Raw genomic sequence first — 13,138 nt, forward strand, 5'->3', positions numbered from 1 at the left:
TCTATACTTAACGCGGTTTAAACTGAATCACACCCACTTCATCAGGTACAGCAGGAACTTCAGGTTGCTCAACGTGGGTTGGACGGTTTTCCTCATAGCCACATTCAATACACTCAATCCATTCATTCTCGCCAGAGGTCAGCATGACAATCCGATCCATCGCCTGACATTTTGGACATTTAGCACCTGCAATGAAACGACGCTTGATGGTCATCATACTCACCTATTGATTAATTTAAACCGTTAGTTTAAGCATTTTTTACCGTATTCGTCCAACCTTGATGACGGAGTAGGGCATCAATTTTCGGCTCACGACCCCGGAAGTTTACGAAAGCATCTAATGCAGTGTCTTTCCCACCAACTGCCAGAATGTTCTTGCGGAACGCATGACCCGTATCAGTATTGAAAATACCTTCTGTTTCAAAACGGTCAAAGGCATCACTGGCCAGTACTTCTGCCCATTTATAAGAATAATATCCGGCAGCATAGCCACCTGCAAAGATATGGCTAAAGCTATGCTGGAAACGGTTATACGGTGTCGTTGGCAACACGGCATATTTGTCTCGGATCTCATTCAAGGTCGCCTGAACCTGTTCAGCGTTCAGCGCTGGATTGGCACGATGAATGGTCAGATCGAATAGGGCAAACTCGAGTTGACGTAAGGTTTGCATGCCTGACTGGAAGAAACGGGCATCTAGCAGCGCTTTCAACAGATCTGCTGGTAGGACTTCCTTGGTCTCTATATGCTCGCTGAGCAGATTTAGACTGTCCTGATCCCAGGCCCAGAATTCCATGAACTGACTTGGTAACTCAACTGCATCCCAAGCCACACCATGTGTACCAGCAACAGAGATATTGTCTACTTCAGTCAGCATATGATGCAGACCATGACCAAATTCATGGAACAGGGTAATCACTTCATCATGGCTTAGCAGGGCAGGTTTGTCGCCGACCGGTGGGGTAAAGTTGCCGACCATATAACAGATGGGCTTTTGTACGCCGTCATGGGTACGCATGCGAGAGCGGAAACCACTCATCCAGGCACCACCACGTTTACCTTGACGGGCATACAGATCAAAGTAGAAACCACCGATGACTTCACCCTGATCTTCCAGTTCAAAATAATGTGCATCCGGATGCCAAAGCGGAGCTTCACGTTCGATGACCTGAATGCCATACAGACGGTTCACAATGCTGAATAGACCTTGAATTACTTTTGGGGTCGGAAAATAAGGTTTTAGTGCTTCCTGTGATAGATTGAACTGCTGCATTTTCAGCTTTTCAGAATAATAACTGCTATCCCAAGGTTGCAGCTCGGTAATACCATCTTCTGCTGCAATTGCTTTCAGCTCGGCAATCTCTTTTTCAGCAGGCGCACGCGCATGCTCAGCCAGATCACGTAAAAACTCATCTACGGCGTCAACACTCGGTGCCATTTTACTGGCCAGTGAATATTCAGCATAGTTGTTAAAGCCGAGGAGTACAGCCATTTCCTGACGCAGACTCAGGATTTCTTCCATCACAGCTGTATTGTCAAATTCAGACTTGTCGGACTGATCTGATGCACGTGTGGTATAGGCCTTATAGATTTCCTCACGCAGACTGCGGTTTTCTGAATGCGTCATAATGGCTAAATAGGATGGGAAATCCAGGGTGGCTACGGGCTGATCCAGTTCATGCTGTTTGCCATATTGTTTGAGCAGTTCAATATTGCTTGCCGATAAGCCTGCCAGCTCATCCTCATTTAATGGTCTGAAGTAGGCTTGAGTCGCATCCAATACATGATTCGAAAAATCTGAAGACAGCTGAGATAAACGTGCGGAAATTTCTGCATAACGTTTTTTCGCTTCACCTTCCAACGCTACACCAGAAAGTTTGAAGTCGCGCAGTGCTAATTTAATCGCGCTTTGCTGTGCTGCAGGCAGATCAGTAAATACTGGTGCATCATGCACATGCTGATAAGTCTGATACAGTGCCGTATGTTGGCCGAGTTGGGTATAGTATTCACTTAAACCCGGTAATAAGGCTTGATAAACTTCACGCGTTTCCGCATTATTTTTTACGGCATTGAGATGCGAGAGAATGCCCCAAGCCTCACTCATATTATTTTCAAGTGTGTCGACATGTTCCAAAATGGCAAGCTGTTCCTGAGCTGAATCCGGTGTTTCGGTAAGTTCATTCAGGAATTTTTGACCTTCAGCAATACAGCTTTCAATCTTTTGTTTCAGTTCTGCTAGCGTAATCTGATCAAATTGTGGAACAGGCAAAGTCGCCTTTTCTAAAGTCATGTCGGTCTGCCGATTTATTTCCTATGTTAAATCTAGATGTAGGGGTTTTAAGCTAGGAAATCAAGATATCTATAGTTTTTTCTCAATCTTTTGATTTAAGGTTATTAATGATTTATTGATATTTTTCAATTGTTCTAATAAGCCTCCATTGGAAGAGGGAAGCGACTCTAGTTCATTTATATCAATTGTAGAGATATTAATGATTTTGGTTTTCCAAAGATTTAAAGGATGTTTATAAGAATATGTCACCGTAAAAGTGATGGGAGTATTATTTAATGATTCCTTGAGGCCTCCATATTGTCCCCAATCGTATATGTAGCTTTGTTTAGGTGGAAATACTTTGATTCCACTTTTAAAAATACCAGTATTAAAATACTGTTTATCAGAATTTAACTTTTCAATTCCGAATGCTGCACGAGGGACAGGCTGATTGCTAAAGATTTTTACATTGTGAGCGATGGATTTGCCGATATTTTTAACATGAAGTTGAATTACAGATTCTTTTCCATAATGAGGCGTAGCAAAAATAAGAATTTGTGGTTGCTGATCTGACTTAAATACTGCATAGGTTACGAGTAAAGCTAGTAATGAAGTAACCAATGTTATGATATTTAGTACATCCATTTTTCTAATTTTATTTATAGTTATTATATTGATTATAAATAAAAAAAGAGCGCCGTAGCGCTCTTTTTAATTGTGAAAATCATTCACCCTTTGGCTTTGCATTGGATTTTTTCTTTTTCACTTTGGCCTTTTTCTTTACCTTACCTTTATCCTTTGTTTCAGGCTTTCCTGCAGATTTTTTAGCAGGCTTTTTGCTGTAGGAACTGGGTTTTCCTTTGTCTTTTTTGCGTCGTATGGGTTGTTCTCCATCTGCATTATCTTTGGCTTTGGACTCGCGTTCATGTTTGCCAAAGACTTGTTCAGTCGCTTCCGGACGGACTAAAGGCTTTTTCTCTGCGACACGGGGGGCACGGGCGCGGATTTGACGGCCGGCATGGGTTAACTGTTGTACCAGTTCAAAGTCAATCTTACGTTCTTCCAGATTCACCCCGGCAACCTTGATCTTGACTTCATCCCCCAGCCCGAAAATTTGCCCACGGTTCTGGCCGACCAGGCTTTGGCTGCTTTGATCAAAGACAAAGAAATCATCACCGAGCTGACTGACATGTACCATGCCATCGACATAGAGATCTTTCAGGGTAACAAACAGACCAAATTCTGCAGTCGCACTGATAATGCCAACAAATTCTTCACCCAGATGCTGCTGCATGTAGTGACATTTCAACCAGGTCGTTACAGAACGTGAAGCTTCATCAGCACGACGTTCAGTTGAAGAGAAATGCTCACCGGCATCATCCAGCGATGCACCCGAAATCGGATATGGTTTTTGTGCCAACTGTGCTTTAATCGCCCGATGTAACAACAGGTCAGGGTAGCGGCGGATCGGCGAGGTGAAATGCGTATAGGCATCATATGCCAGACCGAAGTGACCATCATTCTTCGCACCGTAGTAGGCCTGCATCATTGAGCGTAACAGGACTGCATGAATACTTGGGGCATCAATACGGTCTTTGGTCGCTTCAATCACTTCCTGATAATCTTTCTGGGTGGGTTGTTCCGGGAATTTCAGACCGAGTAGCTTGACGAAGTCACGTACTTTCTGAATACGGGAAAACTCTGGTGGCTGATGCACACGGTACAGCATTGGAATTTCATTTTTCAGCGCATATTCTGCCGCCGCCACGTTGGCGAGCAACATGCACTCTTCAATCAGCTTATGCGCATCATTACGGGTGCGTGGCAGAATTTCTTGAATACCACCCAGCTCATCGAAAGTCATATAGGTTTCGACAGTTTCGAATTCCATTGCATGACGATCTGCACGCAATTCTTTCAGCACCTGATACAGCTGGAACAGTGTATTCAGTGATTTGCGTACATCACGATCTTCAGTAATCGCGTTACTGTCACCGTCAAAATACTGTGCAACCTGGTTATAGGTCAGACGCGCTTTGGAATGCATCACAGAAGGGTAGAACTCAAAACTGGTCACACGGCCTGCACGTGACAGTTTTAAGTCGCAGACCATACAGAGACGGTCAACATTAGGGTTTAAGGAACATAAGCCATTGGAGAGTGCTTCAGGCAGCATCGGCAAGACATAATGCGGGAAGTAGACCGATGTACCACGTTCCTGAGCTTCGTCATCCAGTGGCTTGCCAACACGGACATAATGGCTCACATCTGCAATTGCCACGACAACACGATAACCACCGCCAGGACGTTTTTCTGCATACACCGCATCATCGAAGTCGCGGGCATCTTCACCATCAATGGTGACTAAAGCCAGGTCACGCAGGTCGATACGGCCTTCTCGATCCTTAGCATTGGGTTCTTTAAAACTTTCTGCTTCTTTGATGACTTCATCAGGGAATTCGTAAGGCAGACCATATTCCAGAATGGTTTGTGGAATGATGATTTCTGTATCTGCTTTATCTGCCATTGACTGGATAATATGCGCAGTCGCAAATTCTTCTTTGGTTGGATAGGTATCAATTGCGACACGAATCGAATCACCAACTTTGACCTGAGCATGTTCAATCAGTTCTTTTTCTAGGGTGATCGGCTGATGCGCATTCGGGCTGGCAGGTTGTACGAAATATTCACCTTCATGCTGGCAGACTTTACCAATAACCTGTTTGACACGATGTTGTACTACTTTAGTAATAAAACCCCAGGCCTTACCTTTGCGGTCGACTGAAGTTTGGCGGACTTTAACGCGATCACCATTAAAGACCTGACGCAATTCACGCTCGGGCAGTAACAGATCATCCTGACCGGAAATATTGGCTGTACCCATGCCTTTAGAATTAATATACACCGTGGCTTCATATTCCGGTTGTTCAGTAGCAATCTGGAATTTATAACCATCTTTCATTAACTGGCCATCACGCACCATGGCAATCAGGCGGTGACTCAGGGCATCAATACTTTTTTGATCTGCAATTTCAAAATGTTCCACCAGGTCGGCATGCGACTGGGCATTATTCTTTTCTATGGTTTCTAAAATCAGCGTGCGACTTGGGATAGGGTTGTCATAACGTTCAGCTTCAGCTTTTGCTTCAGGATCGACCCAATTTTTCATCATGTCTTTAAATTTTCCTAGGAGATGGGATTAGCATAAGACATGTGCGCTCAGACTGCACGTAAATGATTGCAATAATCTGTTTAAGTTTCCGTTTTTCGGCGGATTTTCGACTATTGGTTAGAAAGCGGAGCTTTTTCGCGCAATAAGTGTAGAAAAACAGATGAATTGTTTAAAAAGTATTTAATTGAGCAAAAAACTGCACTTTTTTTTAAAGCTTTGCTTGCAGTGCTATGCCGAAATTTGTATTATGGCGGCACGTTACGGTGAGATGGGTGAGTGGCTGAAACCACGTCCCTGCTAAGGACGCATACGGGTAACTGTATCGAGGGTTCGAATCCCTCTCTCACCGCCACGCTTACTTACGTCGCGCGCTCATAGCTCAGCTGGATAGAGCACTTGGCTACGAACTAAGGGGTCGGGAGTTCGAATCTCTCTGAGCGCACCAAGTAAGTTAAGCAGAAAAACGTATTGCCAACCTAGGCACACAAGTTACGCGCTCATAGCTCAGCTGGATAGAGCACTTGGCTACGAACTAAGGGGTCGGGAGTTCGAATCTCTCTGAGCGCACCAACTTGAACAATCAACCGCACATGTTGCGGTTTTTTTGTGCCTGAAATTTTCTAGAATTAGGCTCAAATGCCAGCGCTTAATTTTCGCTATGCCACTATCAATCTGATAGCTAAACTAGCTTAAGGTCGAAAACTGATACGCTATTAATTGCTTTTAAATATAAATCTGCAGGAAAATTCACCTATAAAACCTGAATTTAACCATATCGTTTATTTACTGTACGTTCGGTTGGGTTTTTATTAAAAAAGACTTAACAAGTTTAGAAAAACATATATAATGCACCCCATCAAGACGTCGCGCTCATAGCTCAGCTGGATAGAGCACTTGGCTACGAACTAAGGGGTCGGGAGTTCGAATCTCTCTGAGCGCACCAATCTTGATAAAAATTCTCAAAAAAACCGCACATTGATGCGGTTTTTTTACGTCTGTAGTTTTTAATTTATAGATATAAAAAAACAATAACTGCTTTTAAATTTACTTCAGCTTTTGCTGTACTTTAAGTGTATAGACCGTATTTGCTCCAACTGCTGGCAGAATATCGTGATAAGGCATACTGCGCATGGCACGTAATAAAAATGGGGCCTGATCATGAATCTTCATACTGCTGGTCATTTGAAATAAAGTGCCATGAGCTTGTGGCAGCAGTTTCATTCCTGCCTTTACAAATTTTAAATCTCCGCCAATCGCATCAAACTGGCTTTGCAAAGGTGAGGGCTGTTGATAACGAAGCTTGAAATCGAATGGAATCTGGATCACTCCCAACCCAACCGATACCTTATAGTTAGCATCCATCTGCTGACGATTCACTGGATTGAGTTCCACTTTACGAATCTGTCGTGGGAATAATTGCTGACTGGCATCAGCTGCAAGCCAAGGCTGCAGTTTCTGAACCGGTTGTGGATAATAATGAAAACTGCTACTAAAACGCATGTTTTCTGAGGCTTGACCATATTTGAGCTGACGTGCAGGCAGAATAAAGCTGACAGGCTGGGCAGACTGCTGACTCAGTTGAGTGATCTTCTGAATTTGCCCGGCATTAAAATGTACTTGAGGGATCTGGCTTGCAGATAATGGAATGCTCGACTGGGATTTAAAACGTTGCTGTAAAGCTTCAAGCAGGAACGCATTGGTACCAGCAGGAATACCCAGTTTAGCTTCAGGTAAAGCATTTAAAATTTTGCTAAACAGAAAGCCTTTCGGCTGATTTAAGTCGCCCCATTGCGTCACGGTGACCAAGGTTTTATTTGCTCCAAGTGCAAACCATTCCAGCCGTCCAGCACCATAAGGAATTGGGGCATCCACAATCAAAGTTTCAATACTGTTTTCTGACACATGATGCTGCATCACCACATTTTCCTTAAAATTCAGCACTGGAATGGGCGTAGGAATATGTACCTGATAACACACCTGCTGGATGTGTCCGCGGGACTCCAGAATCCGAGCGGATTTGAGCGCTGGAAACAGGCCGGCATAGCCCTGATAATTTAAAAGATGTTTTTTAACCTGAGCCTCAGGAATCGGTAATACCACCGCACTGCTGTAAAATTGTACGCTTTGAGCAGCTGCCTGCTTAAAGGTCGGAAGCTGTAAGGATTGTCGAGGATGTGCATAGATGAATAGTCGGTCACCGGTCAAATCCGCTAGCTGCTGTGGACTACCGGAAAAGACATCGATACTGCTCGGAAGTGCCGGCGTCCAGGGAATAATTTTCGCCCAGCTGAAAGGAATATAAGTCGTGCAGAGGCAAAGAAGCAGACACGATTTTAGTGATTTCATACAACGTCCTGTTGTGCATTTTATTATTCTGATAGTTGTGGATTAAAAACGATTTTTATAACCAGCGGAAGCAAAGATATGTAATTCATTTCCGAATACATTTTGCTAATGGGGATAGCAGTGAATTTGATATAGTATGAGCCAAGGATTTTTATATTTTGATGTGATGCTATGACTGAGTCAGCACCGACTTTATCGACCCGCTATTTTCTGACTTTAGAAGAATCTCAGGATGGATTTGCTTTGGCCACTTTTGGCAAAAAGCAGATCAGCCGATTTCTGACTCCTTTGGTAAGTGTCGGAATCATCATCTGGGGCTTTTCTATGGGCTTTGATGGGGTAGGGCGTTATTACGTGGCACTGGGTGCATTCTTTCTGCTTTTACAGGGCATCATGCGTTACTGGTTCCTGCCGATGATGTTCAAACGCCAGTTTGTAAAATACCAGTTCGGCAAGAGCGAGCAGGGTATTGACCTGTATCAGGACCATGCTGAAATCTTCCATAATGGCCGCAACAAGATCGTGCATTACAGTGAAGTGCAAAACTTTGCCAAAGGCAAGCTGACCTATATGCTGGAACTTAAAAATCGTACTGTGGTGATCGTACCTAAACGCGCCTTTGCCGATGCCACCGAACAAAGCATTTTCGAACGTACTTTCAAGAAATAATTTCAATATTTAAAAGGGAAAATAGTCAATCATGAGTACACGTCCATCCAAGATCGTTTGTGTCGGCCGCAGTTATGCAGATCATGCCAAAGAGCTGGGTAATGCCATTCCGGATCGACCGGTCCTGTTTATCAAGCCACCAAGTGCATTAGGCGATCTGGATGCAGGAATTGAATGGAATCGTGATCTGGGCAGCTGTCATTATGAATGTGAGCTGAGCCTGCGTATTGACCGTACCCTGAAAAATGAAACTGATCCTGCAAAAGCTTTAGAAGCAGTGGGTGCTGTGACTTTGGGTCTGGATCTGACTTTACGTGATTTGCAGGATGACCTTAAGAAAAAAGGCCAGCCATGGGAACGTGCCAAGGCTTACGATGGCGCTTGCCTGCTCTCTGACTGGGTGTCAGTTGAAGACGTAGTAAATGACTGGAAAGATGTACACTATACGCTGCATGTAAATGATGCACTGCGTCAGAAAGGCGATACTGCTTTACTGATCTTTGATGTGGGAACATTGCTGGCAGATATCAGTCAGGTATTTACCCTAGAAGAAGGGGATGTGGTAATGACTGGTACACCAGCGGGTGTAGCAGCATTGCACTCCGGTGAACAGCTGAAAATGACCTTAAAGGGTAAAAACCAGGAATATATCTGGACCACCTTTGTGAAATAAGCTGAGTCTTGCGTGGAAATAAGGGAGTCGAAAGGCTCCTTTATTTTTATTTAAAATTTTTAACTGGCTTGATGAATCTTCCTGAATTGATCAGGTGTATAGCCCATCCAGCGCTTAAACATTTGAATAAAGGCTGAGGCATTGGCATAGCCCAGATCAAAGGCAATATTTTCTACAGTTTTTTGCTGTTTCAGCATCGACATGGCTTTGATGACTTTCAGACGCTGCCGCCATTCATTGAGTGACATTCTCAGCTCCTTCTGGCAGTAGCGCGCCAAGGTGCGTTCAGTCAGGTTATGCATAGCTGCCAAATGCTGCAAGGTACTGTTATTCTCTGGATTTTGATGTAGGTAATCCAGAATTTGCCTGAGTTGAGGATGTTCAGTATGCGGCAAATAACTGCCAATCACCTGTGCCTGTTTAAGCTGATCAAGCAGCACGTGTAATAAACGTTGATGCTCTTCTGACCTTACATCAGTCGGATGTAATTTTAAATGCTGCAAGAGTGAAGTGACCAGAGGACTGGTTAATAATATCCCCGGCTGATTTGGTAAAGCTGTACATAAACTTTCATGAATATAAAAAGTTCCATGTGAAACATCGGTACGATTTAAACCGCTATGCTGTAAGTTAGGTGGTAGCCATACACCGTAAGGCGGAGGGGTAATATAATCAATATGCCCAATCTTTACTTCCATGACGCCATTAAAAGCATAGATAAACTCTCCCCAGGCATGACCATGCAATGGATAGACTGACAGGGCCGGGTCTTCACGAAAATTAATCCACAGAGCTGCGTCAATATCATCATTGGTTCTAAGTTGCTTAATATCTTGAGCGACTGTTTTATTGCTTCTCACGTTAGATTGCCTGAATAATGCGATTATTTGTCTGTTTTAAATTATATCTTTTATTTCTGACAGATTTATAGTGTGCATCTTTGATAATTTGCGTAGAGTTGAAATTGTGGAGCAGCGTAAAGCGCTTGATGCGCAAGCTTCGTTAATCATGTTTGTCCTGTGTCTGTTATGGGGACTACAGCAGGTAGTGCTCAAGCTGGCAGCACCAGATATTTCAGCCTTGATGCAGATTGCATTACGTTCAGCCTTATCTGCATTAATGGTTTATCTTTTGATTCAAGCAGGTGTAAGGCGCCAGCTATGGAGCCGTAGCTATCTTCCGGCAGGTTTGCTGGTCGGGGTATTGTTCGCTTTAGAGTTTTACCTGGTCGCTGAAGCACTGCGTTATACCTCTGCTTCACATACCATCGTATTACTATATACCGCACCAATTTTTGTGGCATTGGGATTGCACTGGAAACTTCCTTCAGAACATTTATCTCCATTACAGTGGGGTGGAATTCTCGTTGCGTTTAGCGGGATCGTGGTGAGTTTCTTATTTCGTAGCCACACTGGTCAGGCTATGCAAGCCAGTATGCTTTGGGGAGATTTGTTGGCTTTAATGGCTGGTATATTTTGGGCTGCTACCACTGTGAGTGTTCGATTAACACGATTAGCTGAAGCTCCAGCAACACAAACCTTGTTCTATCAGCTCTTGATGGGCGGCATGGTGCTGTTACCACTTGCGTGGATGACAGGACAAGCAACGGTGAACTGGACAACCTTATCTATTTCTAGTCTGATTTTTCATACAGTGGTCATTTCTTTTGCCAGTTATCTGATCTGGTTCTGGATGCTGAAAAAATATTTGGCTTCACGTCTGGGTGTATTTTCTTTTCTAACACCGGTTTTTGGTATGATTTTTGGAATTGTGTTACTGGATGAAGAAATTGAGATGAACTTTATTATCGGTACGATCATGGTCATGCTGGGTGTCGTGTTAGTAAGTTTGCAGGGATGGCTAAAGCCGAAAAATATAAAAGTAGTTCCTTAAAATATTGGTTATCGATAGTGTTTAAAAAAACGTGAATAACACAGTGAAAATTTTTACTGAAAAACTTACTTATATAATTCCCGATAAAAATCCTCTCATAAGAGAGGATTTTTATTGAAGTGTTTAAGGCTTAGGTGGAGTTTGAGTTTCATTCTGCATTTCCTTTTGCTTAAACAGCTCTGAAAGTGGAATGCCCAGATTTTCCGCTAAATAATGATCTGCTTCTCGTAATTTGGGTTGTAGTCGCTGCATCCAGAGGTCATTGATCTGAAGATTTTCAATTTGATGTGTGTGTGGCAAGGCATAAGGAAGTTTGAGGTAGAAATCCCAGAAATTGACCTGATCCAGATCACGTACCAAGACATATTCATTATCCTCCGTACGTTTAATCAGATTCTGTTTTTCAAACATGCTGATATAGCTTGGCAGACGGCCAATTTCATCTCGTCCTAAAACTTCGAGTGCCTGTGCTTCACTGATACTTTCTCCAGTTTTCTGCTTGCGGTAAAACAGCTCCAGTAAATCCAGTAACATCAGAATTGGATGGATTTTGCAATCTTGGCCCGATTCAAATGCAGTGATTGCATAACTGATCTCAACCCCGAGCAGGACAATATTCCAGGACAGATAAATCCAGAGCAGGAAAATAGGAACCGCTGCAAAAGCACCATAGACAATTTCATAACTGGTAAAATTGGACATAACAAAGCCAAACAGGTTCTTTAAGAGTTCAAAGACCACTGCACTAAATAAACCGCCCACGAATGCAGATTTGATCGGTACACTGCGGTTAGGAATGGTCCAGTTCAGGATAAAGAAGCCGATAATCGTCAAAGAAAATGAAATGAGCCACAGTATAAAAGCACCATTCAATTCGTAGCCGGCAAAATTATTGCTCAGTACATTCATGGACGCTACAGTTGAAGAAATCACGAAAGCGCTACCGAGTAAAATTGGACCCAAAGAAATAATGGTCCAATAGCGCATAAAGCCGATAATCCCGCCACGTGTTTCCGTGACACGCCAGATCCGGTTAAATACTGTCTCAATACTGGTCAGCATCATCACGGTGGTAATAAACAGGAACAGGATCCCGATGATGGTCAGATTGCTGGATTTGTCAGTAAAAGCACTCAGGGCTTTATCAAAGGCAATGGTGGTCTTGGGCAGGAAATTGGTATAGATCATTTCCTGAAGTTGCTGACGTGCAGGTTCTAGTGCCTTAATTGAAGAGATGATCACCAGAAAAACCGTCAGCATTGGTACTACAGCAAACAAAGTAGTATAAGTTAATGAGCCTGCCTGTTCACGGCAACGATCCGCCTCAAAGCGCCTAAGTACAAATAAAATAAATTGAAACCAGTGTTTTTCATAAAAAGGTAATTTCTTTAAGTATTCAACGATCATGCGCTTGTTGTCTCAATTTCTTATACATCATGAATTTTCTGGTTCAGCTTACCCAAAAAAACAGAAAAATACCGTATAGTTTTCTTTTTTTAGTATCGAACATTCATCATATGCAACCTTATGTCCTTGTTTTATATTACAGCAAATATGGTTCAGTCAAAGAGATGGCACATCTGATTGCCAATGGGGTTGAATCCGCAGGTATGGCAGTGAAGATCAGAACGGTGCCGAATCTTTCCACTGTGGTAAAAGAAGCAGAGGCGAGTATTCCAGCGGAAGGGGATATCTACTGTACACTAGATGAATTGGCGAACTGTTCTGCTTTGGCAGTGGGTTCGCCAACACGTTTTGGCAATATGGCTGCTGAAATGAAATATTTCTGGGATCAGACCACCAGTCTTTGGCTGAATGGAGCTTTGCATGCTAAGCCGGCATGCGTGTTCACAGCCTCTGGTGCAATGCATGGCGGCCAGGAAGGTACATTACTGAGTATGCTTCCGCCGTTGTTCCACCACGGTATGATGATCATGGGACTAAGTAATGCTGTTCCAGCATTATCAAATACTAAAACGGGTGGTACACCCTACGGCGCCAGCCATGTCAGTGGTGCACGCCATGATCAGGCACTAAGCCAGGATGAAAAGGTACTATGTGAAGCACAGGGTAAGCGCTTGGCAGAAATAGCTTTAAAGTTAAATCAGGTTTAATAAT

Annotated in this window: 11 protein-coding genes and 4 tRNA genes; 8 read left to right on the forward strand and 7 right to left on the reverse strand. The window is 43.3% G+C overall.

Going from position 1 to position 13,138, the window contains the following annotated elements:
* Nucleotides 1–7: 7 nt before the first annotated feature.
* The 4 genes from ACS72_RS08460 to rnr form a co-directional block, all read right to left on the reverse strand.
* Nucleotides 8–208: a YheV family putative zinc ribbon protein gene (locus tag ACS72_RS08460; protein ID WP_171056624.1), complete on the reverse strand. Its 201-nt coding sequence runs from the start codon at nt 206–208 to the stop codon at nt 8–10.
* Nucleotides 209–248: 40 nt separating this feature from the next.
* Nucleotides 249–2,288 (reverse strand): M3 family metallopeptidase, encoded by a 2,040-nt coding sequence (locus tag ACS72_RS08465; protein ID WP_048881830.1) that lies wholly within the window; start codon nt 2,286–2,288, stop codon nt 249–251.
* Nucleotides 2,289–2,357: 69 nt separating this feature from the next.
* The gene (locus ACS72_RS08470) at nt 2,358–2,912 is read right to left on the reverse strand and encodes a hypothetical protein (RefSeq protein WP_048881831.1); all 555 of its coding nucleotides are present in this window, start codon (nt 2,910–2,912) and stop codon (nt 2,358–2,360) included.
* A gap of 79 nt (nt 2,913–2,991) precedes the next feature.
* A complete protein-coding gene (gene rnr / locus ACS72_RS08475) occupies nt 2,992–5,439 on the reverse strand; it encodes a ribonuclease R (RefSeq protein WP_048881832.1) in 2,448 nt (815 codons plus the stop codon).
* A 262-nt stretch (nt 5,440–5,701) separates the two neighbouring features.
* Between rnr and ACS72_RS08480 the strand changes: the two genes are divergently transcribed.
* The 4 genes from ACS72_RS08480 (at nt 5,702) to ACS72_RS08495 (ending at nt 6,382) form a co-directional block, all read left to right on the forward strand.
* A tRNA-Ser gene (locus ACS72_RS08480) sits at nt 5,702–5,791 on the forward strand.
* Between the two features lie 16 nt (nt 5,792–5,807).
* Nucleotides 5,808–5,884, forward strand: a tRNA-Arg gene (locus ACS72_RS08485).
* 48 nt (nt 5,885–5,932) lie between these two features.
* Nucleotides 5,933–6,009 (forward strand) — tRNA-Arg (locus tag ACS72_RS08490).
* Between the two features lie 296 nt (nt 6,010–6,305).
* Nucleotides 6,306–6,382, forward strand: a tRNA-Arg gene (locus tag ACS72_RS08495).
* Nucleotides 6,383–6,483: 101 nt separating this feature from the next.
* On the opposite strand, the gene ACS72_RS08500 is transcribed toward ACS72_RS08495, so the two are convergent.
* Nucleotides 6,484–7,785: a hypothetical protein gene (locus ACS72_RS08500; RefSeq protein WP_048881833.1), complete on the reverse strand. Its 1,302-nt coding sequence runs from the start codon at nt 7,783–7,785 to the stop codon at nt 6,484–6,486.
* 171 nt (nt 7,786–7,956) lie between these two features.
* On the opposite strand from ACS72_RS08500, the gene ACS72_RS08505 reads away from it, so the two are divergent.
* Together ACS72_RS08505 and ACS72_RS08510 are read left to right on the forward strand one after the other, a co-directional pair.
* A complete protein-coding gene (locus ACS72_RS08505) occupies nt 7,957–8,454 on the forward strand; it encodes a YcxB family protein (RefSeq protein WP_004809751.1) in 498 nt (165 codons plus the stop codon).
* A 31-nt stretch (nt 8,455–8,485) separates the two neighbouring features.
* Entirely contained in the window at nt 8,486–9,127 is a 642-nt protein-coding gene (locus ACS72_RS08510) for a fumarylacetoacetate hydrolase family protein (RefSeq protein WP_048881834.1), read from the forward strand.
* A gap of 59 nt (nt 9,128–9,186) precedes the next feature.
* Here ACS72_RS08510 and ACS72_RS08515 read toward each other — a convergent pair whose 3' ends face one another.
* Nucleotides 9,187–9,987 carry a helix-turn-helix domain-containing protein gene (locus ACS72_RS08515; protein WP_048881835.1) on the reverse strand — a complete coding sequence of 267 codons (801 nt, stop codon included), beginning with the start codon at nt 9,985–9,987 and terminating at the stop codon, nt 9,187–9,189.
* Between the two features lie 106 nt (nt 9,988–10,093).
* On the opposite strand from ACS72_RS08515, the gene ACS72_RS08520 reads away from it, so the two are divergent.
* Nucleotides 10,094–11,020 (forward strand): DMT family transporter, encoded by a 927-nt coding sequence (locus ACS72_RS08520; protein ID WP_004809746.1) that lies wholly within the window; start codon nt 10,094–10,096, stop codon nt 11,018–11,020.
* Between the two features lie 123 nt (nt 11,021–11,143).
* On the opposite strand, the gene ACS72_RS08525 is transcribed toward ACS72_RS08520, so the two are convergent.
* Nucleotides 11,144–12,427, reverse strand: a complete 1,284-nt coding sequence (locus tag ACS72_RS08525; protein WP_004809745.1) for a YihY family inner membrane protein — start codon at nt 12,425–12,427, stop codon at nt 11,144–11,146.
* Between the two features lie 110 nt (nt 12,428–12,537).
* Here ACS72_RS08525 and wrbA point away from each other — a divergent pair, with 110 nt between their 5' ends.
* On the forward strand, nt 12,538–13,134 hold the full coding sequence (wrbA, locus tag ACS72_RS08530) for an NAD(P)H:quinone oxidoreductase (protein ID WP_005223327.1): 597 nt from the start codon (nt 12,538–12,540) through the stop codon (nt 13,132–13,134).
* The last annotated feature ends 4 nt before the right edge of the window (nt 13,135–13,138 follow it).

Origin of the sequence: Acinetobacter sp. VT 511 (assembly GCF_001077515.1) — a bacterium.
GTDB classification, from domain to species: domain Bacteria; phylum Pseudomonadota; class Gammaproteobacteria; order Pseudomonadales; family Moraxellaceae; genus Acinetobacter; species Acinetobacter schindleri.